General features: G+C 62.1%; 20 protein-coding genes and 3 pseudogenes. 12 read left to right on the top strand and 11 right to left on the bottom strand.

Translation table 11 applies throughout. The features are described 5' to 3' along the window. Both VNX23_RS24110 and VNX23_RS24105 read left to right on the top strand, forming a co-directional pair. The coding region (locus VNX23_RS24110; RefSeq protein WP_325634078.1) for a hypothetical protein at positions 1 to 260 on the top strand (260 nt) is incomplete at its 5' end. A gap of 359 nt (positions 261 to 619) precedes the next feature. Next, positions 620 to 2,431, top strand: coding sequence for an FUSC family protein (locus VNX23_RS24105; RefSeq protein ID WP_325634077.1), 1,812 nt, complete (start codon positions 620 to 622; stop codon positions 2,429 to 2,431). Positions 2,432 to 2,572: 141 nt separating this feature from the next. Here VNX23_RS24105 and VNX23_RS24100 read toward each other — a convergent pair whose 3' ends face one another. The 10 genes from VNX23_RS24100 to VNX23_RS24055 all read right to left on the bottom strand — a co-directional run bounded on the left by VNX23_RS24100 (position 2,573) and on the right by VNX23_RS24055 (position 13,942). Next, complete coding sequence (locus VNX23_RS24100) at positions 2,573 to 4,006, bottom strand: sensor domain-containing diguanylate cyclase (RefSeq protein WP_414643068.1); 1,434 nt, start codon at positions 4,004 to 4,006, stop codon at positions 2,573 to 2,575. A gap of 401 nt (positions 4,007 to 4,407) precedes the next feature. Beyond that, the gene (locus VNX23_RS24095) at positions 4,408 to 6,174 is read right to left on the bottom strand and encodes a GMC family oxidoreductase (RefSeq protein WP_325634075.1); all 1,767 of its coding nucleotides are present in this window, start codon (positions 6,172 to 6,174) and stop codon (positions 4,408 to 4,410) included. A 12-nt stretch (positions 6,175 to 6,186) separates the two neighbouring features. Then, positions 6,187 to 6,933: a gluconate 2-dehydrogenase subunit 3 family protein gene (locus VNX23_RS24090; protein WP_325634074.1), complete on the bottom strand. Its 747-nt coding sequence runs from the start codon at positions 6,931 to 6,933 to the stop codon at positions 6,187 to 6,189. A 108-nt stretch (positions 6,934 to 7,041) separates the two neighbouring features. Then, complete coding sequence (locus VNX23_RS24085; protein WP_325634073.1) at positions 7,042 to 7,884, bottom strand: amidohydrolase family protein; 843 nt, start codon at positions 7,882 to 7,884, stop codon at positions 7,042 to 7,044. Between the two features lie 120 nt (positions 7,885 to 8,004). Continuing rightward, complete coding sequence (locus VNX23_RS24080) at positions 8,005 to 8,301, bottom strand: hypothetical protein (RefSeq protein WP_325634072.1); 297 nt, start codon at positions 8,299 to 8,301, stop codon at positions 8,005 to 8,007. Between the two features lie 440 nt (positions 8,302 to 8,741). After that, a complete protein-coding gene (locus VNX23_RS24075; protein ID WP_325634071.1) occupies positions 8,742 to 9,683 on the bottom strand; it encodes an aldo/keto reductase in 942 nt (313 codons plus the stop codon). A 458-nt stretch (positions 9,684 to 10,141) separates the two neighbouring features. Beyond that, on the bottom strand, positions 10,142 to 10,603 hold the full coding sequence (locus tag VNX23_RS24070; RefSeq protein WP_325634070.1) for a GNAT family N-acetyltransferase: 462 nt from the start codon (positions 10,601 to 10,603) through the stop codon (positions 10,142 to 10,144). A 230-nt stretch (positions 10,604 to 10,833) separates the two neighbouring features. Next, positions 10,834 to 11,649 carry a PAS-domain containing protein gene (locus tag VNX23_RS24065; RefSeq protein WP_325634069.1) on the bottom strand — a complete coding sequence of 272 codons (816 nt, stop codon included), beginning with the start codon at positions 11,647 to 11,649 and terminating at the stop codon, positions 10,834 to 10,836. Between the two features lie 226 nt (positions 11,650 to 11,875). Further along, the gene (locus tag VNX23_RS24060) at positions 11,876 to 12,529 is read right to left on the bottom strand and encodes a glutathione S-transferase family protein (protein ID WP_325634068.1); all 654 of its coding nucleotides are present in this window, start codon (positions 12,527 to 12,529) and stop codon (positions 11,876 to 11,878) included. Between the two features lie 183 nt (positions 12,530 to 12,712). After that, the gene (locus VNX23_RS24055; RefSeq protein ID WP_325634067.1) at positions 12,713 to 13,942 is read right to left on the bottom strand and encodes a glycosyltransferase family 87 protein; all 1,230 of its coding nucleotides are present in this window, start codon (positions 13,940 to 13,942) and stop codon (positions 12,713 to 12,715) included. A 195-nt stretch (positions 13,943 to 14,137) separates the two neighbouring features. On the opposite strand from VNX23_RS24055, the gene VNX23_RS24050 reads away from it, so the two are divergent. The 8 genes and pseudogenes from VNX23_RS24050 (at position 14,138) to VNX23_RS24015 (ending at position 23,543) form a co-directional block, all read left to right on the top strand. Beyond that, on the top strand, positions 14,138 to 15,340 hold the full coding sequence (locus VNX23_RS24050; protein WP_325634066.1) for a pyridoxal phosphate-dependent aminotransferase: 1,203 nt from the start codon (positions 14,138 to 14,140) through the stop codon (positions 15,338 to 15,340). Positions 15,341 to 15,659: 319 nt separating this feature from the next. Continuing rightward, complete coding sequence (locus VNX23_RS24045; RefSeq protein ID WP_325634065.1) at positions 15,660 to 16,142, top strand: DUF992 domain-containing protein; 483 nt, start codon at positions 15,660 to 15,662, stop codon at positions 16,140 to 16,142. Positions 16,143 to 16,432: 290 nt separating this feature from the next. Then, a complete protein-coding gene (locus VNX23_RS24040; RefSeq protein WP_325634064.1) occupies positions 16,433 to 18,481 on the top strand; it encodes an elongation factor G in 2,049 nt (682 codons plus the stop codon). A 368-nt stretch (positions 18,482 to 18,849) separates the two neighbouring features. Then, the gene (locus tag VNX23_RS24035; protein ID WP_325634063.1) at positions 18,850 to 19,116 is read left to right on the top strand and encodes a helix-turn-helix transcriptional regulator; all 267 of its coding nucleotides are present in this window, start codon (positions 18,850 to 18,852) and stop codon (positions 19,114 to 19,116) included. Between the two features lie 147 nt (positions 19,117 to 19,263). Beyond that, positions 19,264 to 21,011 (top strand): annotated as a pseudogene (locus tag VNX23_RS24030) (SulP family inorganic anion transporter). A gap of 259 nt (positions 21,012 to 21,270) precedes the next feature. Next, positions 21,271 to 22,113: a shikimate dehydrogenase gene (locus VNX23_RS24025; protein ID WP_325634062.1), complete on the top strand. Its 843-nt coding sequence runs from the start codon at positions 21,271 to 21,273 to the stop codon at positions 22,111 to 22,113. A gap of 99 nt (positions 22,114 to 22,212) precedes the next feature. After that, on the top strand, positions 22,213 to 22,839 hold the full coding sequence (locus VNX23_RS24020) for a hypothetical protein (protein ID WP_325634061.1): 627 nt from the start codon (positions 22,213 to 22,215) through the stop codon (positions 22,837 to 22,839). Positions 22,840 to 22,932: 93 nt separating this feature from the next. Beyond that, a pseudogene (locus VNX23_RS24015) lies at positions 22,933 to 23,543 on the top strand (hypothetical protein). A gap of 125 nt (positions 23,544 to 23,668) precedes the next feature. Here the strand turns inward: VNX23_RS24015 and VNX23_RS24010 are convergent. Beyond that, entirely contained in the window at positions 23,669 to 24,805 is a 1,137-nt protein-coding gene (locus tag VNX23_RS24010) for an alpha-hydroxy acid oxidase (protein WP_325634060.1), read from the bottom strand. 99 nt (positions 24,806 to 24,904) lie between these two features. On the opposite strand from VNX23_RS24010, the gene VNX23_RS24005 reads away from it, so the two are divergent. Beyond that, a complete protein-coding gene (locus VNX23_RS24005; protein ID WP_325634059.1) occupies positions 24,905 to 25,072 on the top strand; it encodes a hypothetical protein in 168 nt (55 codons plus the stop codon). A gap of 388 nt (positions 25,073 to 25,460) precedes the next feature. Continuing rightward, a pseudogene (glmM, locus tag VNX23_RS24000) lies at positions 25,461 to 25,733 on the top strand (phosphoglucosamine mutase); the annotation flags it as partial.

Here is a 25,733-nt window from a genome sequence, read left to right as displayed (position 1 = left end):
CGGCAGACGCCTCCTGGGTGGACAGTCAGTGCACGATGCACCCGCTGTCCAGTTTTGAGGCGCCAGCGCAGATCAGCGGCGCCTGCGACGATATCGCAAACATCGGATACATTCGGGCGAGTGGCTTCGACAGTCCTTTCGGCCAGTTCTACGCCAAGGCGGGAGAGCGCCGCTGGTGGCGGGAGGAGCTTGCGTGCGGGCATGACGTGATGCTCGACATGCCCAATGAACTCGCCGCCCTGCTGCAGCAACGGACGTAGAGAGAGGTCCCCGCCTTCTTAGGCTCAGGGTCATTCGCGAACGGGACAAGGCTATCAGCAGGTCTCGCTATGTCCGCCATGCTCTTGGCGTGCCGTTTTGGGCCAGGAGCCGACATCGCCAATATGCAACGCCTGATTTGCTGAACAATTCCACGGTTGCGAACGGTTCAGCCGACCACGGTCGGAAACGGTTCAAATCACCTCACTCAGCAGGGAGTTTAAGGGCTAGAACGGGCGTACCGGCCAGCGACGACGGCCCCTTGATCCCTACCATCAAGGGGTCGGGGTCGTGAGCCTCTTCGCCATCCGCGACCAGCTCTGACGAAATGAATCGGATCCCTCCGTCTTTGCAGCCGGCGATGTTTTCCCTCCGGCAACTGGTGCAGTTAAGGAATGCGCCCAATCGATGGGCGTATGCTCTCAGCGCGTCGTTCTGCATCGCCGCGCCGGTTGTTGTGGGCTGGATTGCGGGTGACGTTGCGGCAGGCGTGATAGCGAGCTTTGGAGCATTCACGGCACTATACGGAGCCGATCGTCCCTATCGCAATCGAGCCATCAAGTTGGCGACGATTGCCGTGAGCCTGGGGTGTGCTGTGGCGGTGGGCGCCTGGTCGAAGCAGTTCGGTATTTTTGGAATCGCCGCAGTCGTGCTGATTGCAATGGGAGCGACCTTCTTCTGCAACGCGCTCGGCATTCGACCGCCCGGTGCTTATTTGTTTGCGCTGGCCGGCGCTCTCGGCCATGGCCTTCCCAGCCAGCAATTGCATTGGTGGCAGGCAGGGTTGCTCGTCCTGGCTGGCGGCGGCCTTTCCACGATTGTGCGGCTCATGGGGGGCTTGGCCGATCCGCGCGCTCCCGAACGGACAGCGGTGGCTTCCGCTGGAAAAGCGGTCGCGCAGTTTGTCAAATCAGTCGGCAGCTATGATGAAGACCGGACGCGACACGTCGCGTCCGTGGCACTGCATGACACTTGGACGACGCTGGTGTCGCGGCAACCAGCTCGTGTGGCCGATGATCGCACACTGACGATGCTGCGCGCGATCAGCCGCGAGTTGCACCGATTGTTTGTCGATGGCATCAATGCGCGTGACGCTTCCACAGATCGCGATGCGCTAGCTGCTCGTGCTCTCGACCTCGCCGCAGAGGCGCGCTCCAAAGCCCAATCTTCCGCACGCGAGGCACCCGAGCATTTGCCCCTCGGCAAGCACGGCTTTTCCGAGTTGTTACGGGAAAGCTTGGTGTGGCCGTCTCCCGTCCTTGTCGTTTCGCTCCGCGTTGGTTTGGCGGCAGCGTTGGCGGGGTTGGTGGGAGCTGTGCTTGGCTTGGACCGCGCGTACTGGATCGTCGCTGCTGCTGTCCTTGTGCCGCATCAGGGATTGGATTGGAATCGGAGTCTTCAGCGCGGGTTAGAGAGGGTGATCGGTACTCTGCTTGGCCTCTTCCTTGCGGGGGTGGTGCTGTGGCTGCAGCCTCAAGGGCTCTGGCTTGCAGCGACGCTTGCGGTCTTGCAATTCCTCATCTGGATGCTGGTGGCGCGCAACTATGCTTTGGCCGTCATCTTCATCACCGCTGCTGCGATTACAATGGCGGCCGGCGGGCAAGCGGTGGAGGACATTACGGGCCTCCTTTGGACCCGCGCCATCGATACGATTATCGGGTGCACGATCGGAATCGGCGTGCTGCTGGTAACGGCGCCCCGTTTGGTAGCTGTTCCAATTCCACAAGAGCTCGCAGCGGCCCTACGCTCCGCTCAAGAGCTGTTGAAGTTCGTCTCGACGGGCGATGTGGTTTCAACAGAGGCTAAACGAGCCCGGCGCAACCTGCGACACAGGGCGATGGTGCTGCTGACGGCCTATGAGCTCGGTGCCGGGTCACGGCAACACCGCGATTTCGCTGAGGCGCTTTGGCCTGCCGTCGTGGCAGCACAACGCCTGCTCTACCGGCTGCACGCATTCTGCTGGGCGCTGGAGGAGGCCGGCAGCAGTGGCGCGGGGAAGGTTGCCTTCACTGCATTTGGCGCCAACGGACAGGCTAGCCTGAACGCCACATTGGACGACCTGGCCAGGGCAATAGGGGACGGCCGAATCGTTCCGATTTCCTCCGACGTACCGGCCTTTCTAAAGGACGATCTCGAAGATTTGTCGCGCTCACTCGTACGACAGCCTGACTGAAGGCCTCCACGGCGCTAAAATGGCCGATGACATGAAGGTTCAACAACAATCGCGAATCCAAATTTGAAGCGGCAGGGGCAGTAGCGATTGAGCGCACTGGTCGTGGGATCGCTCCCCATCGCCGCGCGTTGGGAGGCGGCCTTATGTGGCGCCTGTCCCGCGCCGGTTCCGATTGGTTTGCAAGTGATATAATCGTTTCGCTTCAAGCATCTTCATGTCGGCGCGTTTGGCTACCTGTTCCAACCGCCCGCCCGGCCGACTCGTTGCGATCCCGGCCGAGATGTCCAGCGGGACGTCCAGGTAGTACTGATTATTGAGCTCGATGAGCTCTGCAAGTGTGGTGAGAACGGCTTCCCCGACCACGGCGTCGGTGCCCGGCAACAGGATCGCGAACTCGTCACCACCGATGCGCGCGACCCAAGCCGGCTTCTTGACCAAAGAGTCAAAAACTTCGCCTGCCCGGCGCAACAGCGCGTCGCCGGCGGCGTGGCCGAGTTCGTCATTGGCGACCCTCAGGCCGTTGATGTCGGCGCGGATGATGGTGACCGGCTGCAGGCCCTTGCGCTCGAGCCGATTGAGTTCTTCGACATAGAACGAGCGATTTAACGTGCGCGTCAGCACGTCATGGGTGCCGAGATATTCGAGATAGGCTTCCGCCTTCTTGCGAGCGGTGATGTCGGTCAGCGCAACTTGCACCAGCGACCAGTCCCGTTCATGGCCGGGCAGCACCGAGAATTGCAGCAGTAGATGGAGCTTGGTCCCGTCGAGCGTGTAGTTTAGCACCTCGCGCTGCTGGAACAGCTTGCCGTCCCAAAGATCGATGAGTTGTTCGCGAAAATGCGGCTTCATCTCGTCGCGAAACACGGCGGAGAGATTGCGCAGCAAGGTTTCCTTATCCGGCGCACCGAAGAGTTCGAGGGTCCGGCTGTTGACATCGAGCACGCGGATTTCACTCATGCAGCGCGGGACGAACTCCTCGTGCACATCGGTGAAGACCCGGAAGTCGTCAACCCCACGGCCGCGGACTTCATCGATCAGGCGTTTCACCCCGCTGAAGTCCTCCACCCAAAGAGAAACCGGCGAATGGGCAAACAGGCCGAATGCATAGTTCTCGCTGTCAATGAGGCGGCGGCGGGCACGTTCCCGCTCGGTCACGTCCTCGACCGCGATCAAGACGCGGTCCCAGCTTTGCTCGTGGCCCGGAAGGATAGTGCCATGGAGCTGGATATCGAGACGTTCGCCGGTCAGCGCATAATTGACCGTATGGCTGGAGAAGCTGGTGCGCCCGTTCCAGAGCTCTGCAAGTTCCTCGACATGACTGTTGAAGGTGTCGTCGCGCAGCACCTGATCGAGATTCGCCATTAGATGATCGAGATCGCGGGCACCGAACAACGACAGGGTCTTGCGGTTGACCTTGAGGACGCGGATGCGCTGCGAGCACTGGCGCACGCGGTCTGGATTGGTGGCGAGGAATGCCCTGACATCGGTCACGCCCACCCTGCGCCACTGCTCGAACAGCGCGCGAACCGAGCTGTAGTCCTCGATCCAGAGTGAGACCGGCGCGAGGTCGAACATTTTGGCATCGTCATCTGGATTCATCGATGGAGCTAACATGGAAGCCTTGCTAAATGACGAGGTTAGATACTCTGATGTCGCGGCCCCCTACCACCCGCACGATTTTGTACGCCAGACTACGATTTTCTGCTACCCCATCAGGCACGATTCGTTAAGATACCTTCTTTCACGCAGGCTCTCGCGCTGTTAAGCGCGAGCAGGCCGAGCGCCGTCGGCTCATCTCAGGTCGAATAAAAGCGGCTCGCAACCTTGCGCGACAAGTGCGCGCTCGGGCGTCCGTGACGCCGATCGCATCTTTTTGTTTGAGCATGACTTCGCGCAAACGCATTCCGCCTTTGTTAGCTAAGGGAAAACCGGTCTCTACTTTGCGCTAGCGCGGCCCTTCGGGTCCGGATCATGCTCTAGGCCGGCACCAGCGGTGCTGGATTCTTCAGGTAGCGCTTGATCGCATCCGCAGTCCAATAGGCGAGTGCGCCGATAGGCCCGGTCGGATTCTTGCCCGCGTTCTGCGGAAAGGCGCACGCGCCGGTGACGAACACATTCGACACATCCCAGGCCTGGCAGTAGCGGTTGAGCGCGCTGGTCGTGGGATCGCTCCCCATCGCCGCCCCTCCCGTGTTGTGCGTGCTTTGATAGGGGACGATGCTGTAGCGCTCGGGCGACCCACGCCGCGCCACGCGCTCGGCACCCATCTCCTGCCCGATCCTGACGCAGATGTCGGCGAGGAAATTCGCCTGCTTCTGCTCGTTGGCATGGTAATCGAACGTCATCCGCAGCAGCGGTCGCCCGTAGCGATCGCGATAGGTCGGGTCGAGATCGAGATAGTTCTGGCGGTAGGACATCACGCTACCCTGGTTGAGGACGCTGAGCGTGTGGTTGTAGTGGCGCACCACCGCGCGCTTCCATTCCGCGCCCCACGCCGGGGTGCCTGAAGGCACCGGGTGGAAGCCGATCGGCCGGCCACCGCTGCTTGGCGTGGAGATGCCGCCGCCGCCGATGAAACCTTCCTTCGCGTGATCGAAGCTGCCGGTATTGAAGTCGTCGATATTGACGGCCAGCGCACCGGCGCCCATGAACGGGTTGATCCAGGTCTTCTCGTCGAAGAACACGGTGGCGCCGCTGCCGATCTGATAGGCGTAGTTGCGGCCGACGACGCCATCGCCGGTGGTCGGGTTGTAGGGCTTGCCGATGCCTGAGAGCAGCATGAGATGCACGTTGCCGAGTGCATAGGCGGAAAGGACCACTGTTCCTGCCGGCTGCTCGAATTCGCGACCTCCCGCATCGATATAGGTCACGCTCTCGGCGCGCGCTTTCGCGGGGTCGAGGTTGACCTTCATGACGCGTGCGTTGGTGCGGATCTCGACGTTGCTCTTGCTCGCAGCCAGCGGGATCACCGTAAAATGCGCGCTCGCCTTGGCGTTCGCCTCACAGCCGAAACGCTCGCAATAGCCGCAATAGTGGCAGGCGCCGAAGGCAACGCCGTCGGGATTGATATAAGCCTGCGACATGTTGGCCGACGGCCCGGGAAAGGGGTGATAGCCAAGACTTTTTGCCGCCTTCTCGAACAACGCTCCGGCGTGGGTTTGCAGCATCGGTGGATTGGGATAGTCGCGCTGGCGCGGTCCCTCGAACACGTTGCCGCCGTCGATTTTCTGGCCGCGCAGATTGCCCGCCTTCCCTGATACCCCGCAGAGATATTCGAACTTGTCGTAGCAGGGTTCGAGTTCGTCATAGGAGACGCCCCAGTCCTGCAACTGCATGTCCTTCGGAATGACAGCCTTGCCGTAGCGCGAAAGCGTGTGCTTCAAGGGCTCGTGGTCCCACGGCAGCCAGCGCCATGTCACGCCATTCCAATGCACGCCGGCGCCGCCGACGCCTTCGCCCGGCAGGAACGAGCCGAGCTGGCGCATCGGCAACGCCATCTCGCTTGCGTTGTTGCGGAAAGTGAGCGTCTCGCGCGAAACGTTTTGCATCAATTCGTGGCGCTGCGCATAGCGCAGCTCGTCGTGAATGGTCGGGTACATGAAATCGGGATTGGTGTCGCGCGGGCCACCACGTTCCAGCACGACGATGGAGAGGCCGGTTTCAGCCAGCTCCCTGGCAAGAATGCCACCGGTCCAGCCGAGCCCGACAATGACGATGTCAGCGGTTTTGAGTTGCGTTGCCATGGCTTTGCTCGCTTAACTCAGGTCCTGGATCGATTTCGGTTCGACCTCGTAGCGCTTGTTGCGATATTGCTCGATCTCGTCGACATACATCCCGATCGCGCCGGGAAAGCCGATCATCTTCCACACCGCGCTGTTGCGATTGCCCCCGTACATCGGATCGGCAAAGTACCCTTCCACGGTGTTCTGAAGCAGGACCCCGAAGAAGGTGCGCGCGGGTATTTGGGCAAATTCCGCTTGTCCGGCTTCGATGGCCTTGAGCGCCGCGACACGATCGGCAGGAGACAACTGGTCGAAACTCTTTCCGCCGTGCGTGCTGGCGCACCAGGCATTGAGGTCGGCAATGCCGACGCGGTAGAGATCGGCGATCGTCAGCGGCAGCTGGTAACCTTGTTGCGGCGTGCCTTGCCGGAACGGTCCGTCAAGATACATGCGCGCGCCCCGGCCATAGGCGCCGGCCAGCTCGCGATCAATGAAGATCGGCACGCCAGCTTCAGCACCGCCGGGACCGACCTCGTCCTTTGGAATCAACGTATCGACCAGCGCCACGACGACCGCCGCCTCGGCAGGCGTGAAGAACCGATAGTCGTCAGCCGATTGGCCGGTCAGCGGCGCGGGGTGCGCATGCGGATGCGCTGCCGTTTGTGCCTCGGCTTCCTGAATCGTGGGTGGAGCTGCGGTCGCAACGATGCCAGCCACCGCCCCGGTGACGCCAAGGCCTTTCAGGACATCGCGTCTGCGCACGCCTTCATCGTCAGCCATAACATCCTCCCCAGATGAGTCTGCTTGAACCGCGCTACAGTGCTCCGACCAAGAGATATACACCCCGGTCCACGCGCAACAAAACGAAGTTGGCTGGATTGGCCGGTACTAGGCCTTCTTCGGCGACCAGCCATAGGCTTTGACGCAGGCCCCGCCCATCAGCATGGCCCGCTCGCTGTCGCTCAGGCGGCTGGTCGTGAGGAAGGGTTCAACCGCTTGCTCGTAGTTGACGACGGCGAACGCGCGCGTCCAGTCCGTCCCCCACAGGCAGCGATCGAAACCCCACGCATCGAACACGCGGGCAAGCGGATCCCAAATGTCCGGGAAAGGATACGGTTTTTGGGACAACGTGCAGGCACCGCTGACCTTGATGACCGCGTTCGGGCGGCGGGCGAGCTCCAGCACCTTCGGAAGGTCGGCCCAAGGCTCCGGCGGTGCCGGCGGTACGCGCGGCTGCATGATGCCCAGATGATCGATGATGAATCGCGTATCGGGATGGCGATCGATAATCGCCGCTCCCGCCTCCAAATTGCCCCAGCACAGCATGTTGACCGGAAAGTCGTAGCGAACGGCGGCGCGTGCAATCCGGTCGATGCCGGGATCGTTGGGCGCGCGCCCGGTATCCTTCGTCAACATGATGCGGATTCCGACCGTGCCCGGCGTCTTCTTCCATTCGGCGACGACATCGGCGACCGCCAGGTCGTCCGGGTCGACGGGCTTGACGATGCCGAACCGACCAGGATGGGCCCGCGCCACCTCGACGGCATAGCTGGCATCGTAGCGGTACATCGAAAACGCGGAGATGAAGATCGCGCCGTCGACGCCGACCTCGTCCATCGCTGCCACCATCTCCTCGCCCGTGACGTGATCGGGCCAGTTCGGCACGCTGGCCCAGGGCCGTTTCGGAGTGTTGGCCTCATAGGCATGGACCTGGGAATCGATAATGGGCATCGGAGCGGCTCCTCTTTTTGGGAGCCGAGTTTGGACGTTGCAGCAGGGTTATGTCCAGAGGGCCGCCGCGCGTCGCCGAGGGCGGCGGCGGTATGGCCGGCAAGGCAAGCGTGAAGGGCGTCAGAACTTGGGAACCCTTCGATCAGGATCCACATCGATTGGAGGAGGAAAGATCCTGCAATCGATGCCCCGGCTAATGCCCGGGCAGATCGGTCCCGCCTGACTGTACGGCGGGACAAACGGCTGCGCCTGACCGACATACCAGGGTTCGCTGACGTGGGCTCGCCAGTGCTTTTTGTGTTTATGGACATGCCCGCTGCTGCTCGTTGCGGCCTTGGCCGGCGTGACTGTCGGAGCCAGCGCCAGCGCCGTCGTACACAAAGCGAGCGTCAAAAGCCGGATCGCAGGCTTGCTCATGGGCTTCTCCTGACGGCCAGGGCGCAAGCCTACTCCGGCTCGAAATATTCGTCGTTCAAAATCTAGTGCGGCGAATTTGAAGTTCCTGTCGGTATCGCGGGCCAAGTTCGTGATAGGAACTTCAAATTCAAAGCCGCTACTCAAATCAACAAGTTGCTGGAGCTCCCTTGATTCCGAAGTTCGCATCAGAGGTCGCCGCGACAGCTTGCGAACTTCGGAATCGGAGCTCCAGTGCGGCGAATTTGAAGTTCCTATCGGTATCGCGGGCCAAGTTCGTGATAGGAACTTCAAATTCAAAGCCGCTACTCAAATCAAGAAGTTGCTGGAGCTCCTTTGATTCCGAAGTTCGCATCAGAGGTCGCCGCGACAGCTTGCGAACTTCGGAATCGGAGCTCCAGGGGATCAATCCCGTCCAAAATCACGCGCGAGTATGCGCCCGGCTACCCGTTCGTGATCCGGTCGATCTCCGCCATCTCCTCGGCGCTGAGCGCCCAGCCGATCGCCTTGACGTTCTGCTCGACCTGTTCGAGACGCGTCGCACCGGCGATGACGCTCGCCACTTGCGGCCGCGCCGCCAACCAGGAAAAGGCGAGTTCCAGCATGGTGTGGCCGCGTGCGCTTGCGAAAGCCTGCAGCTTCTCCCCCATCTCCTCGTTGCGCGGCGTGACGTAACGGTCGCGCAGCGCAGGGGATTTGCCAAAGCGCGTATCTTCCGGTGCGGCGGCGCCGCGCCTGTATTTGCCGGTGAGAAGACCGCTGGCGAGCGGGAAGAACGGCAACAGGCCGAGATTGTACTGGCGTGCCGCCGGTAGAAGCTCCTTCTCGATGTCGCGCGCCACAAGGCTGTACTCGTCCTGGCAGGAGACGAAACGATTGACGTTGATCGCGCGCGCCACGTGCTCGGCCTCCGCGATCCGCCAGGCCGGAAAGTTCGAATTGCCGACATAGCGCACCTTGCCCTGCCGGATCAGGTCGTCCAGCGCCCGCAGCGTCTCCTCGATCGGGGTCGAGGAATCGTAGTCGTGCTGCTGGTAGAGGTCGATGTAGTCGGTCTTCAACCGCCGCAAACTGGCCTCGACGGCGGACATGATGTAGCGGCGCGAGGCGCCCTGTTTGGTGCCGTCGGTCGCCATCGGCTTGGAAAATTTCGTCGCCAGCACGATGTCCTTGCGACGATCGCCGAGCACCTCGCCCAGCACGGTCTCGGAGCCGCCCAGCCCCGCGTAGATGTCGGCGGTGTCGAACAGCGTAATGCCGAGATCGATCGCCTTGTGGATCACCTTGCGAGAGGTTTCGAGGTCGGTGCGCTGGCCGAAATTGTTGCAGCCGAGCCCAACGGCGGAAACACGTAGGCCCGAGCCGCCGAGGTTGCGAATTTGCATGATGGATCAATCCCGTGGGAAGCCGTGTTGCAGATCGTCATATTTGGCCTGCACGCCATCCTGGCGCAAGGCGTGGCTCAATCCGCAACCTGTCATTGCGCGCCAACGGGTCGGGCGAATGCGCGCCCGATGACAGGCTCCGCGAAGCAATCTAGGACCGAACCCAGAGCAAACTGGATTGCTTCGTCGCCTTCGCTGCTCGCAAGACGCGCGCCACACAAAGTGAAAGTCTGTCGGCACAAAAAGTGCGGCCCCGGTCAGGCGACTGACGGGGGCCGCTTGGGGGCGCGTGATCGTCGACGGGGGGCCAGATCAACGCGGGGCAACCCTAGCTTTGCCATGTAACGCAGTCGTGACATCTTTAGTTATCCACAGGGGGGGGTGGGATCAGGCCGCGGGCGACATCGAATAACACTCGAGCGCGGCCGCGCGGCAGAGGCAGCAGAAATCGGCAATGGTCAGAACAGTTTGCGGTAGACCACAAAGCCGGAGTGCTCCGCCATCTTGTCATAAAGCCGCTGCGCCGTGTGGTTTGTGTGATGCGTTTGCCAGTAAACGCGGGGCGATCCGGCAGCTCTCGCCTGTTGATAAACTTCGCCGATGAGCGCGCGGCCTACGCCTTTGCCGCGCGTGCCTTCGTCGGTGAAGAGGTCCTGCAGATAGCAGACCGGCGCGATCGCGGTGGTACTGCGATGGAACAGGTAGTGCGCCAGGCCGACCAGTCTTCCGTCGGTCTCGGCGACGAGACCGTGAACCGGTTCATAGGCGTCGAAGAAGCGCGCCCACGTCATGCGGGTGATCTCGGGCGACAGCGCGGTGGCGCCGGAGCGGCCGTAGAACGCGTTGTAGCCGTCCCACAAGGGAAGCCACCGTTCGAAATCCTCAGGGGTCACGAAGCGAATGGTGAGATCGTTGGACATCGTTCTGCTGGTTTCGGAAGTCGATCGGACCACGAAGCGATACTCCGATCGAGCCACAACTGCGTCATTGCCAGGCGTGACCCGGCAATCCATCTATCTTCGCGCGAAAGTTTCTGCAAAGCGATGGATGCGCGGGTCAAGCCCGTGCCTGACGAAGTTGGCAGGGGTTCTTAATATTGAGCAATCCCCACCCGACAGGACTAATGCGATTTGGTCGCAAGTATTTAGCCCTATTCGGCCGCGCGGAGATCTTCGCCGAGCCCGATGCCGCGGCGACGGCGCAGAGAACGGTAGTAGTCGGCGCGCGCGGGGTCGTCGGTGTGACGGACCAGATCGGTGACGGGCGTGTAGCTCAGCATGCGGCCGCCGTCGGGCAGCGCCGTGCAGCTGAAACGCAGCACCTGCCCGTCCCTGAGATTAATGTTGATCGGCGTTGAATCGCCGACGCGCATCATCTCCGTCCGCTCGGCGATGAAGGCGCTCAACTGTTCCTCGGGCAATTCGTAGGCGCCGTTGTCGCGGCCATGATACATCAGGGCGATGAACGGCGGCTTGCTGTCGGCCTTCTCGTCGGGGAGCGCGAAATAATCGCGAAAGGCACGGTTGATGAATTCGGCGCGGGTATCGGAATCCAGAAGCACGATACCGATGTCGACATGATCGAGCGCCGCCGAAAGCCGCTCGGCCGTGCCATGATGCAAACGCTCGCAAGCCAGAGTATCCGTCAGCCGCTTCCGCAACACGCCGGTGAAGGCCGCGGTGCCGGTCGCGGTGACCGCGAGCGTCAGGAGGCGTACCAGATCGAAGAAATCGATGCCCGGCGTGGTGCGATGGCTGAGGAAAAACAGCGTCGAACAGCCGACCGCAATGCCGGCGCTGATCAAGCCCGATGCAAGGCCGGAGATGGAGCCTGCCAACGCCACGATGCAGACGAAGACCGGCGCGGGATTTGGAACGGTGGTGAGGGTACGGTCGGCGATAAGCGCGATCAGCGCCGTCGCCGACGACAGGGCCGGACCGCTGATGGCGCGCCAGTCGAACTGCATGTCTGTTCCCGTTTGCAGCGAGAATAAGGCAAGCAGCTTTACGGATGGTTGCCTTCGCGGCGCGTCTTGATTTCGCTAACCCTAATAAAGGGTTTACCAGGCGGGGGAGCGCGTCACACGCGCGGTTGAATGCCCGCGGCCGAGCTCCTGCGCGAAGGCATGTATTTTGCCGCAAGCACCGGATATACCCGTTATCCCCTCAATTTATGCCCGCTGTCCGACTTCTTCACGCGCCTGCAACGATACCGGCCGATTGGTCGGTTTCGGTATCGGGACGCCAGTCCATCGACACAAAGCCCGGGATCTGCTCGACACGCTTAAGCCAGGTGCAGATCGAGGGGAAGGTCGACAGATCGTAGTCGCATTGCTCGGCGACATGGGTGTAGCCATAGAGCGCGATATCCGCCACCGTGAACTGGCCGGCCGCGAAAAATTCGCTGGTCTTGAGGTGATTTTCCATCACCTGCAGCGCGGCATAGCCGCGCTCCATCCAGTCCTCCAGCGCGTGGGTCTGCAGGTCGCGGCCGCCCTTGACCAGTGCGAGCCAGAAATAGGCGGCGCCGATATTCGGCTCCAGGGCGTGCTGTTCGAAGAACATCCATTGCAGCGCTTCGGCGCGCTCGATGCGCGAGTCCGGCGCGAGCGGCGTGCCGCCGGCGACGTACCAGAGAATCGCATTGGATTCGGCAAGGTAACGTCCCTCACCGACCTCAAGCAGTGGAACCTGTCCGCTCGGATTCTTGGCAAGAAAATCCGGCGTTCGACTTTCGCCGCGCAGAATGTCGACGTCGATCGCACGATAGGGCAGGTTGAGCAGAGCCAGCGCAAGGCGGACCTTGTAGCTGTTTCCGGAGCGCTGCATCGAGTAGAGCTTGTACATCGCGAAATCGTTCGACCGATTGGAACAGGCGGCGCACGCCGAGGCACAGTCTTGTGCTCCGGCAACGCGGCTAAACAATGATGCCTGGAGAGGCGCGTTTGCAAGAGCGGCGCGTGGAAAAGTCGAAAACCTCTACCGCACTGCAACGATGTGGTAGATCATTTCACGGTCTTGATCGACATGTCACGCGTGCGCGATTTTTCCGGCGGATATTGTAACGTCTGCGCGATCCAGCGCCGCGCGCCGCAGAATCAGAACGTAGAGCGTCAGCAGTGTCAGCAGCGCCAGTGGGATCGCCGTCACCTGCGCAACGCTGCGCGTCAGCAAAGGTGCAAGCCACGCGACCGCCAAGAGGCTGATCTCGTAATCGCGGAACCCCCGCCTCAGCCCCAGCCGCGCAAAATAGGCGATCGCTACACCTGCGACCACCAGATCGTAGTCGAGCACGTAAGGCGTCGCGAGCAGGCTTGCCAGCGAAAGCGCCGCTGCCTTGAGTTCGAATGCGGCGTCGCCGCGCCAAAGCCAGGCGAGGCTGGTGGCGAGCGTGATGGCGAGCGCGATCTGGACGGCATAGGCCAATTGTATGCCGCCGCCCCACATCCGCACGGCTGAGAATATCGACTGGATTTTTTCCCAACCGGTGTCGCCCTGTTCGAGCACGACGGTTTGGGTGAAAGTCGTCGATTGCGCAAAGGCGTGCCATACGCCTTCCCCCAGCGTGGCGAAGCTGAGTGCGAGCAGGCTGGCCATGGTGGCTGCAGCCGCACCGATCGTGCGCCATCGGCCGCCGGCAACAAGCGCGATCGGGATCAGCACGCCGAACTGCGGCTTGTAGGCGAGAAGCCCGATCAGAGCGCCCGCAAGGTATGGCCTTCGATCGAGAAAGTGCAAGGCGCCGCCGAGCAGCGCCGCGGTGAGAAAGCCATTCTGGCCGTGCCCGATATTGACGAAGACGGCGGGAAAGGCCGTTGCGATCAATGCCGTCTCGCGGCGCGGCAGGATCGCCCGCATCGCCGCCAGATAGGCTGCAAAACTGCTCGCAAGCCAGATCGACAGCCCGGCAGCGTAGGGAAGGCTGGCGACAAGAAAGGCGATCAAGAGAAAGAACGGCGGATAATGCCAGCCATAGAACGGCACCTCGCGGCCGCCGAACACGGCCTTTTCGGCGGCGTGCTGCAGCGGAGGATCGTAGGCCTCCGCCGGGCGCCCCTGCCAGGTCAATTGGCCCGCGGCATAGACGTTGGAGAAATCGGTACCGAGCGGTTTGCCGTTGCGGTCGACAAGACCATCAGACAACGCAATCCAGCTCGCGATCGCGAGCGCACCGAGGCCGAGCAGGGTCAGGCTGTAGCTGCGCGCGCGCGCTACCGTCAGCCAGTCGCCGGATCGCAGGCCTTGCCAGAAATGAGCCATTTCGCCGCTTAACTTTAGGAATGTTGCGCGAATCTAGCTTCCGCCTTTTAACGATCTCTAAAGTTTCGCGCTTGGCCGCCAAGCTTCTTGCGGTGCGGCGAACCTCGCCTTAGGGTGCCTCATTCCATCAGCAAAGAGTCGTGAAGTCCCCTCGCGAATTCACGACGCCTGCCATGAGGCAATTGGGAGAAAATGATGCCGTTCCTGTCCGCTGCGCTCGACCGTGTGAAGCCGTCCGCGACGATCGCGGTGACGGATAAAGCACGTGAGCTGAAAGCTGCGGGGCGCAACGTCATCGGCCTTGGCGCGGGCGAACCTGATTTCGACACGCCTGCCAACATCAAGCTGGCGGCGATGCACGCCATCGAGGGCGGCAAGACCAAGTACACCGCGGTGGACGGCATTCCGGAGCTGAAGGAAGCGATCATCGCCAAGTTTCAGCGCGAGAACGGCCTCACCTACAAACCCAACCAGGTCATTGTCGGCACCGGTGGCAAGCAGGTGCTCTACAACGCGCTGATGGCTACGATCAACCCGGGTGACGAGGTCATCATCCCGGCGCCGTATTGGGTCAGCTATCCGGAAATGGTCGCGCTCGCCGGCGGAGAATCGGTACCCGTGGTGTGCACGGCCGAGCACGGCTTCAAGCTGCAGCCCGAGGCGCTGGAAAAGGCGATCACGCCAAAGACCAAGTGGATCATTCTCAACTCGCCGTCGAACCCGACCGGTGCCGCCTATACGCGCGCCGAGTTGAAGGCGATCACGGACGTGTTGGTGAAGCATCCGCAAGTCTGGGTGATGACCGACGACATGTACGAGCACCTCGTCTATGACGACTTCGTGTTCGCAACACCGGCGCAGGTCGAACCGAAACTGTACGAGCGCACGCTGACCGTGAACGGCGTCTCGAAAGCCTATTGCATGACCGGCTGGCGCATCGGCTATGCCGGCGGCCCAGCGCCGCTGATCAAGGCGATGGCGACGATCCAGTCGCAGTCGACCTCCAACCCGTGCTCGATCGCGCAATGGGCCGCGGTCGAAGCGCTCAACGGTCCGCAGGAGTTCATTCCCTTGAACAACAAGGTGTTCAAGGAGCGCCGCGACCTCGTGGTGTCGATGCTCAACCAGGCCAGGGGCATCGATTGCCCGCGGCCCGAGGGCGCCTTCTATGTCTATCCGTCCTGCGCCGGCACCATCGGCAAAGCCTCGCCGTCCGGCAAGATGATCGGCAACGACCAGGATTTCGTCACCGAACTACTGGAAAGCGAAGGCGTGGCGGTGGTGCAGGGTTCGGCGTTTGGGCTGGGGCCCGCGTTCCGCATCTCCTACGCGACCAAGACCTCAGATCTGGAAGACGCCTGCAAACGCATCCAGCGTTTTTGCGGCAATCTGCGATAGCGCGGCTTGACTTCGCCGTCATTCCGGGATGCGCCGCCCGAACTCGGGTTTACCCGAGTTCGGCAAATATGAATGACCAAGTCGGCAATTGCCGACTTGGTTGGCGCAGACCCGGAATCCCCTTCTCCCGACGTTTTATTAGCGCGATGGATTCTCTGATGTGCAAATTGCACATCAGAGTTCGCGCTTTCGCGCGCCCCGGAATGACCAAGCGCGCAGTCTGGAACCACCATGGAAGGTATGTCATAGAAGAAAAGCGCTTGGGGGCCAGGCGCATTTCGTGACGTCTGCTTGCGTCACTCTTTCGGAGATCCCTTTCATGCGCCGTCTCGTTCTCCTTGCCGCCAGCACCATCGCCATGCTGGGCGCGCCGCCTGCCGGCGTCCATGCGCAGCAGCCGGCGCTCGTGCAGGTTGGCATTCTCGAATGCCGCGGCGGCGCGAGCATCGGCTTCATCGTCGGCTCGGTGACCAATCTCGGTTGCGTTCTTCGCATCGATGGCCGGCCGGAGGACCGCTATATCGCGACCATTCGCAAGGTCGGCGTCGATCTCGGCATCACTCAGGAATCGGCGCTCGCCTGGGGCGTCTTTGCGCCCGTGAAGGTGCTCGGGCCCGGCGATCTCACCGGCAACTACGCCGGCGCGCAGGGAAGTGCGACGCTCGGCGTCGGAGCCGGCGGCAACGTCCTGGTCGGCGGTTCGAACAATTCGATCGCGCTGCAGCCGCTCAGCCTGCAGGGACAAGTCGGGGTGAGCGTCGCGGCCGGGCTGGAAAGCCTCGAATTGCGGCCAGGACGCTAAGAAATCCTTTGCCAGTGTCGTTTAAGGGCCGACGATCGCGCTTGCGCGCATGGATGAGTGGCGGGCGACGTGATCCGGACGCCGAACGGCTGGCAGATGGCATCGTGGTTGGCGTGCCTTGCAAAGCTGATGAGGTAGAGCTCAGCACCCCGTTCTCCCTAAGGATGCACTGCAGCGAGAATACATGTAATGTGTCATGACGTTTTTCTCGCTTGCCAAAACCTTGATCCGGGGTGAGCATCCATTTTGCCGACCCAATCAAGGGCCGAGCTCCACACAAGGAGGCGGCGATGGGACAAGACGTCAGAAGTCCCCGCGGTCCACGGTGCATTGCGCTGGTGGGCCCTTTCCAAAGCGGTAAGACCACACTTCTAGAAGCAATATTGGCGCGGACGGGCGCAGTCCCGCGCGCCGGCACGGTTGAGGCGGGGACTTCCGTGGGAGATTCCACTCCCGAGGCGCGTCATCACAAGATGGGCGTCGGCCTCACCGCCGTCACCACCAACTTCATGGGCGACAGTTACACCTTCATCGATTGTCCCGGTTCGGTCGAGTTCTCGCACGACATGCGCGCAGCGCTCCCGGCCGTCGACGCCGCGGTCGTGGTCTGCGAGGCCGACGAGCGCAAGCTGCCGCAGCTTCAGATCATCCTGCGCGAGCTCGAGGATCTCGGCATTCCGCGCTTTCTGTTTCTCAACAAGATCGACCGCGCCAACAAGCGCATCCGCGAGACGCTCGCGACCCTGCAGCCGGCGTCGCGGATTCCGCTGGTGCTGCGCCAGATTCCGATCTGGAACGGCGAGTTGATCGCAGGCTTCGTCGATCTGGCGCTTGAACGCGCCTTTGTCTACCGCGAGCACAAGGCATCCGAAGTGATCACGCTGGAGGGCAACGATCTCGACCGCGAGAAGGAAGCCCGGTTCTCGATGCTGGAGAAGCTCGCCGATCACGACGACGCGCTGATGGAGCAATTGCTGGAAGACATCCAGCCGCCGCGTGACGCCGTATTCGATGATCTCGCGCGCGAACTGCGCGAAGGCCTGATCTGTCCGGTGCTGCTCGGCTCCGCCATCCGCGAGAACGGCGTGCTGCGCCTGATGAAGGCGCTGCGGCATGAATCGCCGGGCGTGGCCGAAACCGCCAAACGTCTCGGCGCGCCGTCATCCAGGGATGCGCTGGCCTACGTGTTCAAGACGGTGCATTTGCAGCATGGCGGCAAGTTGTCGTTGACCCGCGTCCTGAGCGGACGGCTCGAGGACGGCGCGACGCTGCATTCATCGCCGGGTGAAGCGGGCCGGGTGTCCGGAGTTTCGGCGCTCTCTTGCGGCAATGACAACAAGCGGCCCTATGCCGAGGCGGGCGACACCGTGGCGCTCGGCAAGCTCGACAGCTTCAAGACGGGCGATACCCTGTCGAGCAGCAAGACCGCACCGAACGCGCTGGTGAGTGTCGAGCCGTCGCCGCCGGTGCTGGCGATGGCGGTTGCTGCCGCCGACCGCAAGGACGACGTTAAGCTCGGCCAGGCCTTGCTGCGGCTCAACGAAGAAGATTCATCGCTGACCATGGTGCAGAACCCGCGCACCCACGACACTGTGCTGTGGGGACAGGGCGAGATGCATCTGCGCGTCGCGTTGGAGCGGCTTCGCGACCGCTTCGGCGTCAACGTGAAGTCCCATCCGCCCGCGATCGGCTATCAGGAGACCATCCGCAAACCGATCACCCAGCGTGGCCGGCACAAGAAGCAATCCGGCGGTCACGGCCAGTTCGGCGACGTGGTGCTGGAGATCAAACCGCTGCCGCGCGGCGGCGGCTTCGAATTCCATGAAAAGGTTGTCGGCGGCGCCGTTCCGCGCAACTACATTCCGGCGGTCGAAGAGGGCGTCGTCGACGGATTGACGCGCGGGCCGCTCGGCTTCCCCGTGATCGACGTGGACGTGACGCTGATCGACGGTTCCTATCACAGCGTGGATTCGTCTGATCTTGCCTTCCGCACCGCCGCGCGGATCGGCGTCAGCGAAGCGTTGCCGCAGTGCCAGCCGGTGTTGCTCGAGCCGATCCACGTGGTGGACATCGTCTGTCCCAACGATGCGACCGCGAAGATCAACGCCATCCTTTCGGGACGACGTGGACAGATTCTCGGCTTCGACACCCGCGAGGGCTGGTCGGGTTGGGATCGCGTGCGCGCGATGATGCCCGAAGCCGAGATCGGCGAGCTGATCGTGGAATTGCGATCGGCGACCGCCGGTGCCGGCAGTTTCACCCGGCAGTTCGATCGGATGGCAGAGGTGACTGGCCGCGCCGCCGACCAGATCATCGCCGCCCATCGCGCAGCGGCATAGAGCGGGATGAGTTTTGTTTGGCTCGCTTTGCCAGCAGATTTGATTCACCTCTCCCCGGTGGGGAGAGGTCGGATTGCGAAGCAATCCGGGTGAGGGTCGAACGTTCTCTTGATAGACCGTACCCTTCACCCCAACCCTCTCCCAATGGGAGAGGGAGCGCGCTTGCGCCGCGGTTATAGGTCAACCTGGCTTCATCACGCTTTAGCTCGCCCCTCAAACAACCTTCTGGTTCGATTCCGCCGTCCTTGCGACCCCGCAGGACGGCGGATGTTTTTGGCTGGGCACTTCCGGATTGCTATTTGATGTTTTTTACATCATTTTCATTAGAAAAAACATCATTTATCATAATCAGGATATGGATCGATCGCATGATCACGTCTTTCCAGATGAGGGCGGCGCGGGCATTGCTCGGAATTGACCAGAAAACCCTTGCGGAGATGGCCGGTCTTTCACTGCCGACCATCCAGCGCATGGAAGGCAGCGTCGGCACGGTTCGCGGCGTGGTCGAATCATTGACCAAGGTGGTCGAGGCGCTGAGCCGGGCCGGCGTCGAATTGATCGGCGAAAATGCGCGCAGCGAGGATGGCGGGCGTGGCGTGCGGTTGAAGCAACCGGGCCCGCCGCGTCGCAACTAGAGCCTGATCCGGAAAAGTGGAAACCGGTTTTCCGAAAAGATCATGCTCAGACCAAGAGATGATGCGATTCGGCTTGATCGCATCATGATCTAGAGAAGCAACCCGCCAGATGCCGATCATGCGGGTGGAACGGGGAGCAGCCGCGGCATGAGCATCGCGAGAAAGCGAGTAGGCCAGGCCCACGGGCCGACCTTCGCCGAATTATATGTGCCCAAGCTCGTCACGGTTCTGCGCGAGGGCTACACGTTCTCGGATTTTCGGGCTGACGCACTTTCCGGCCTGACGGTGGCGATCGTCGCGCTTCCCTTGTCGATGGCGATTGCGATCGCATCCGGTGTGACGCCCGATCGCGGCCTCTATACCGCCGTCGTCGGCGGCTTCATCGTTTCGCTGCTCGGCGGCAGCCGGTTTCAGATCGGAGGGCCCGCCGGCGCTTTCATCGTGCTCGTCGCGCTGACTGCCGAACGCCACGGCATCGACGGCGTGATTCTCGCAACCGCCATGGCCGGGGTTTTTTTGGTCGCCGCCGGTTTTCTGCAACTCGGCACCTACATCAAATTCATCCCCTATCCCGTCACCGTGGGGTTCACCTCCGGCATCGCCGTCATCATCTTCACAAGCCAGATCAAGGATCTGCTCGGCATCAGCTTTCCGGAAAGGAACCGGGCGAATTCATCCCGAAACTGCAGGCACTGGCGGGTGGCCTGCACACGGCCAATAATTCGGCGATCGCAATTGCCGCGATCAGCATCGCCATCATCGTGGTGTTGCGCAGGCTGCGGCCACACTGGCCGGGCATTTTGATCGCGGTCGCTGTCGCGGCTGTCGCAACCTGGATGTTGTCGCTTCCCGTCGAAACCATCGGCACACGCTTTGGCGGCATTCCCCGGCAATTGCCCTTCCCCGCATGGCCCTCATTGTCTGTTGCGAAGGCGCAAGCGGTTCTGCCGGATGCGATCGCATTCGCGCTGCTCGGCGCCATCGAATCGTTGTTGTCCGCTGTGGTGGCCGACGGCATGACCGGACGAAGGCATCGGTCGAATTGCGAATTGGTCGCGCAAGGCTTTGCCAATATCGGCTCGGCGCTGTTCGGCGGCATCTGCGTCACCGGCACCATCGCGCGCACCGCGACCAATGTCCGCGCCGGTGCGCGCGGTCCGGTCTCCGGCATGCTGCATTCGCTGTTCCTTTTGCTGTTCATGCTGGTCGCGGCTCCCCTCGCCAGCTTCATTCCGCTCGCCGCACTGGCGGCCGTGCTCGTCGTCGTCGCCTGGAACATGGCGGAAAGGCGCGAATTCGCGCTTCTGATCCGCTCCTCACGCGGTGATGCGGTGGTGCTGCTTGCGACCTTTCTGCTGACGATCTTTCGCGATCTTACCGAAGGCATCCTGGTCGGCTTTGCGCTCGGCGCGGTGCTGTTCATCAACCGCATGGCGCAAGTTACCGGCGTCGAAGCGGATGTGCTGGTGCAAGCCGACCGCGCCGATTTCGGCGACGGCGTCCGCGCGCCCTACGATTCCCGCCTGGCCGCCGACCCGGATGTCCTGGTGTATCGAATTACGGGAGCCTTCTTCTTCGGCGCGGCTTCGTCGGTGGGAACGGTACTCGACAGCATCGCCGACACGCGCAAGGCCTTCGTGGTCGATTTTGCGGCGGTGCCGTTTCTGGATTCCACCGCGGCCAATGCGATGAGCCGGGTTGCGAACAAGGCCGCCCGTCAGGGCATCCGGCTCTACATCACCGGCGCATCGCCGCCGGTTCGCCGCGCGTTGCTGACCCATGGCGTCATCCGCCCGCGCGCCATCTACCGCGAAACCATCGCGCGGGCGATGGCTGACATCAAGGGGGAGCGAGAGGCGCCTCCGGCTGCGCCGGATGCTCTTGCGGCGACCTGAACTTCTCCGGGGGTGTCGGCATTGACAGGGAACGCGGCTTGCCCGATTTGAACCAGTGGTCCGATTCTAACATTCGCATCCCTTCTCGGCAGGAACCTTTGCGAATGTTAGAATCAAAGGACCACCAGAAAATAAAGGTTTCTAGTGGAGTTATGGATTTGACATTCGCTAACGAACTCGCGCCAACTAGGGTGCGAATGTCAGATCCACTGCACCAGGATGGCGTCTGACGGGTGCGGCGCCGCAACAGGGATTGGCGATGGCGGCCTCAACAAGACCCCGCGCGGCATGCCTGATCGGTTGGCCGGCGGCGCATTCGCGCTCGCCGCTGATCCACCACTACTGGCTGCGAACGCTCGCGATCGAGGGCGGTTACAACATCGAGGCGGTGCCGCCGGAAGGCTTTGCCGAATTCGTCCTGCGACTGTCGGCGCACGGCTTCATCGGCGCCAACGTCACCATCCCGCACAAGGAACGTGCGCTTGCATTGACGGTGCCGGACGAGCGGGCGCGCGCGGTCGGCGCGGCCAACACCTTGTGGTATGAGGGCAAGGAACTGCGCTCGACCAATACCGACATCGAAGGCTTCATCAACAATCTCGACGCCGCCGCGAAAGGCTGGGACGCCATCGACGACGCGCTGGTGCTGGGCGCCGGCGGGTCCTCGCGCGCGGTGGTGTTCGGATTGGTCGAGCGCGGCGTCAAGCGCGTGCATGTCGCGAACCGGACCTTTGAACGAGCACAAGCGCTTGCCGATCAATTCGGCGACAGCGTACATCCCGTTGCGTGGGACAAGTTCGTTGAGGTGCTGCCGCAGGCCGGATTGCTGGTCAACACGACCTCGCTCGGCATGCACGGCCAGGGCGCACTCGAACTCGATATCGACCGGCTTGCCGCGCAGTCGATCGTCGCCGACCTCGTTTACGTGCCGCTGGAAACGCCATTGCTGGCGGCGGCGCGCAGCCGTGGCCTGAGGACGGCCGACGGGCTCGGCATGCTGCTGCACCAGGCGGTGCGCGGATTCGAATTGTGGTTCGGTCGTCGACCCGAGGTCACGCCCGAACTTCGCGCGCTGGTCGAGGCCGATCTCAGGCACACCTGATCGGGCAAGCCCTTTCGCTGATCGCGCGCTTGTGAGCGGCAGCATCATGGAAGGTTCGTCCTCCATGGTTAAGCTCACGGTCTCCTGGAGGTCCATCGCATGCCAATTCAACGTTCCACCCTCACTCGTCCGCTCGTTGCCGTTGCCATGGTGGTTGCAACATCCCTGCTCGCGGTAGCCCAGCAGCCACCGACGCCGACGCGGGTGCGCGGCAAGATCGAGAAGGTCGAGGGCGACGTGCTGTCAGTCAAATCGCGCAGCGGCGGAGACGTCAAATTGCACATGACAGCCGATGCGCGGGTAGTTGGAATCATCAAGATCTCGCTCGCCGACATCAAGCTTGGCTCTTTCATCGGCACCACGACCGTGCCAGGACCGGATGGCCGCCAGAACGCGGTCGAGGTTCACGTCTTTCCCGAAGACATGCGCGGCACCGGCGAAGGATCGCGCCCCTACGATCTGCGTCCGAACTCGACCATGACCAATGCCACGGTGGCCGAGACGGTCGCCGGCAATGACGGTCAGAACCTTCTGATCAAGTACAGGGATGGCGAAAAGAAAGTCGTGGTCGGCCCCGACACTCCGGTCGTGACCTATGTTGCCGCCGACCGATCCGATTTGAAGCCGGGGGCCAAAATCATCGCGTTCGTCAAGCAAATCGCGGACGGTTCGTTCGAAACCAGCCGCATCAGCGTTGGCCGCGACGGGCTGACGCCGCCGATGTAGGATTCCCGGAATAACCCCGACTTCGTGGGGTACTATTTTCGTTGCTCAACCAAAACCTTTGAGGGAATGACCATGCCGAAAATCTCCTCGTGGATGACGCGCGCGCTTCTCGCTTCGTTCGCAATGATATCCCTGCTTGCCTCCGCCGCCTGGGCCCAGCAGCCGCCGACCGTCCGCATTCGCGGCACCATCGAAGGCATCGATGGTCCGATGCTGATGATCAAGACGCGCGAAGGCACCGACGTGAAGGTCAAAATGACTGACGACCTCTCGGTCATCGGCATCGCCAAGACTTCGTTGTCGGAGATCAAGCCCGGCAACTACATCGGGGTGTCAGGCATGCCGCAGCCCGATGGCAGCCAGAAGGCGCTGGCCATCCATATCTTCCCCGAGGCCATGCGTGGTGCGGCCGAAGGTTTTCGGCCCTGGGATCTGCGTCCGAACTCTACCGTGACCAACGCTACCGTCGCCGAGACCGTTGCCGGCGTGGATGGCCAGGTCATTCAGGTCAAGTACAAGGACGGTGAAAAGAAGGTCGTGGTGCCGCCGGATGCGGCGATCGTTGCCTTCGTCACCGGCGAGAAGTCGGAGGTCAAGCCCCGGGTGCGAAAGTCATCATCTTCGGCGCGATGAAGAAGGACGACGGATCGCTCGAGACCAACCGCATCGGCGTTGGCCGCGACGGCATCGCGCCGCCGATGTGATGTTTTCGCCAACGCCTGCGTAGGCGAAACATCATTCCGGAGCGTCGCGTCAGCGACGAATCCGGAATCTCGAGATTCCGGGTTCGATGCATTCGCATCGCCCCGGAATGACGGTGGCCAGGTCGCTACACCGCCAGCACGCGGTCATCGATCTCGGCGATGGTGTTGACCCCGCACAGGCCCATGGTGGTCGAGAGTTCGTTGCGGATGATGTCGATCGCCTTCTCGACTCCAGGGCCGCCGAAAGCGCCGAGACCGTGAATATAGGCGCGCCCGATCATGCAGGATTTGGCGCCTAGCGCGAGCGCGCGCATGACGTCCTGACCGGAGCGGATGCCGCCGTCGAACATGATTTCCATCTTGTCGCCGATCGCGTCGACGATCTCGGGTAACGCCTCGATCGAAGAAGGCGCGCCATCGAGCTGGCGGCCGCCATGGTTGGATACCACCAGCGCCTGCGCGCCGGTCTTTGCCGCCTCGTTGGCGTCCTCGACGTCGAGAATGCCCTTGAGCACCAGCTTGCCGGGCCAGATGCTGCGGATCCAGTCGACATCCTTCCAGTTCAGCGTGGTGTCGAACTGCGTGCCGATCCAGGTGCCGAGCGCGGTGATGTCGTCGGTGCCCTTGAGGTGACCGACGAGATTGCCGAAGGTGCGGCGCTTGCCGCGCAACACGCTCGCCACCCACGCCGGCTTGGTGGCGAAATCGAACAGCTTCGACAGCGACCATTCCGGCGGCACCGTCATGCCGTTCTTGATGTCGGCATGGCGCTGCCCGATCACCTGCAGATCGACGGTCAGCACCAGCGCACTGCATTTGGCCGCGATCGCGCGTTCGATCAGCGCCTTGATGAAGCCGCGGTCCTTCATGACATACAGCTGGAACCAGAACGGCTTGGCGACATTGGCGGCGACATCCTCGATCGAGCAGATCGACATGGTGCTCAACGTATAGGGAATGCCGGCGGCCTGCGCGGCGCGGCAGGCGTGGATTTCGCCGTCGCCATATTGCATGCCGGTGAGTCCGACCGGCGCCAGGATCAGGGGAAGCGAGGCAGGTTCGCCAAGGATGGTGGTCGAAAGATCGCGTCTCGATACATCGACCAGAATGCGCTGGCGGAATTTGATCTTCGCAAGATCGTCGCGGTTGGCGCGCAGCGTCTCCTCGGCATAGGAGCCGCGGTCGGCGTAGTCGAAAAATGCCTTCGGCACTTTTCGCATATGGCGCTGGCGCAGATCCTCGATGCAGGTGATGTGTTTCATGGACGTTTCCGACCCTTCTTGTATTTGTCCGCTTAGCCGCTCATCTACCATGCCTGCGCCTCTCGCAAAATCGTGTCACGAGGAGCAATGGAGGTTCGCATGATCCGATCGCGCGCCAAGGCCGCCGATGCCAAGGATCTGGAAAAGCGCCTGCTCGACCAGGCGCTGGAGGAGGGGCTGGAGGAGACTTTTCCGGCCTCGGACCCGGTCAATGTCACCCAGCCGCCGCCCTCCAGGGATGACCGCCACGTCAAGCGCAAGGATTAGCAGGCACCGAAATCGGCGGCGGGAACCCAGTATTCCTTTTTCTGGTCAATGACTTGAGCCAGCGCGCGGAGAGGCGGTAACCTGATATGATTAATCATATTTTTTGAAGTCATTTTGGTGCCAAAGGCATTATAACCGCGTCAACGTTAGGATGGTCTGGCGTACGGGCGTTTCGCCAGGCAAGACCTGTGCAGTGGGTTTGACACTCGCTATTTTCCTGATCGCGAGTTCGAAAGGCGAAAGTCAAATCCGGAACTCCACGGGAGGCCTGGTTGCTGGTGGTCCCTTGATTCCAACATTCGCAAGGCTGCATGCCGGGATGGGATGCGAATGCTGCGGTCGGAGCGCCGGCGAGACGAATTTGAGATAGGACGATGCTGGGGGATATATGAGCCGCAAATATTTCGGAACGGACGGGATTCGGGGCCTCGCCAATGGTCTGATTACGCCGGAGCTGGCGCTCAAGGTCGGGCAGGCGAGCGGCCTCATTTTTCGCCGCGGCGATTACCGCCATCGCGTCGTGATCGGCAAGGACACCCGACTCTCCGGGTACATGATCGAAACCGCGCTGATCGCGGGCTTCACCTCCGTCGGCATGGACGTGCTCCAGCTCGGACCGATGCCGACGCCGGCGGTCGCGATGCTGACACGCTCGATGCGC

Origin of the sequence: Bradyrhizobium sp. (assembly GCF_035570375.1) — a bacterium.
In the GTDB taxonomy this organism is placed as follows: domain Bacteria; phylum Pseudomonadota; class Alphaproteobacteria; order Rhizobiales; family Xanthobacteraceae; genus Bradyrhizobium.
This window is presented reverse-complemented; position numbering and strand designations above follow the sequence as displayed.

Coding starts and splice junctions, on each gene's coding strand:
- VNX23_RS24070 (WP_325634070.1), bottom strand. CDS start 10,603: ATGTCCAACGATCTCACCATTCGCTTCGTGACCCCTGAGGATTTCGAA.
- VNX23_RS24055 (WP_325634067.1), bottom strand. CDS start 13,942: ATGGCTCATTTCTGGCAAGGCCTGCGATCCGGCGACTGGCTGACGGTA.
- VNX23_RS24040 (WP_325634064.1), top strand. CDS start 16,433: ATGGGACAAGACGTCAGAAGTCCCCGCGGTCCACGGTGCATTGCGCTG.
- VNX23_RS24085 (WP_325634073.1), bottom strand. CDS start 7,884: ATGCCCATTATCGATTCCCAGGTCCATGCCTATGAGGCCAACACTCCG.
- VNX23_RS24025 (WP_325634062.1), top strand. CDS start 21,271: ATGGCGGCCTCAACAAGACCCCGCGCGGCATGCCTGATCGGTTGGCCG.
- VNX23_RS24075 (WP_325634071.1), bottom strand. CDS start 9,683: ATGCAAATTCGCAACCTCGGCGGCTCGGGCCTACGTGTTTCCGCCGTT.
- VNX23_RS24065 (WP_325634069.1), bottom strand. CDS start 11,649: ATGCAGTTCGACTGGCGCGCCATCAGCGGTCCGGCCCTGTCGTCGGCG.
- VNX23_RS24035 (WP_325634063.1), top strand. CDS start 18,850: ATGATCACGTCTTTCCAGATGAGGGCGGCGCGGGCATTGCTCGGAATT.
- VNX23_RS24020 (WP_325634061.1), top strand. CDS start 22,213: ATGCCAATTCAACGTTCCACCCTCACTCGTCCGCTCGTTGCCGTTGCC.
- VNX23_RS24045 (WP_325634065.1), top strand. CDS start 15,660: ATGCGCCGTCTCGTTCTCCTTGCCGCCAGCACCATCGCCATGCTGGGC.
- VNX23_RS24105 (WP_325634077.1), top strand. CDS start 620: ATGTTTTCCCTCCGGCAACTGGTGCAGTTAAGGAATGCGCCCAATCGA.
- VNX23_RS24095 (WP_325634075.1), bottom strand. CDS start 6,174: ATGGCAACGCAACTCAAAACCGCTGACATCGTCATTGTCGGGCTCGGC.
- VNX23_RS24050 (WP_325634066.1), top strand. CDS start 14,138: ATGCCGTTCCTGTCCGCTGCGCTCGACCGTGTGAAGCCGTCCGCGACG.
- VNX23_RS24010 (WP_325634060.1), bottom strand. CDS start 24,805: ATGAAACACATCACCTGCATCGAGGATCTGCGCCAGCGCCATATGCGA.
- VNX23_RS24080 (WP_325634072.1), bottom strand. CDS start 8,301: ATGAGCAAGCCTGCGATCCGGCTTTTGACGCTCGCTTTGTGTACGACG.
- VNX23_RS24090 (WP_325634074.1), bottom strand. CDS start 6,933: ATGGCTGACGATGAAGGCGTGCGCAGACGCGATGTCCTGAAAGGCCTT.
- VNX23_RS24060 (WP_325634068.1), bottom strand. CDS start 12,529: ATGTACAAGCTCTACTCGATGCAGCGCTCCGGAAACAGCTACAAGGTC.
- VNX23_RS24005 (WP_325634059.1), top strand. CDS start 24,905: ATGATCCGATCGCGCGCCAAGGCCGCCGATGCCAAGGATCTGGAAAAG.
- VNX23_RS24100 (WP_414643068.1), bottom strand. CDS start 4,006: ATGTTCGACCTCGCGCCGGTCTCACTCTGGATCGAGGACTACAGCTCG.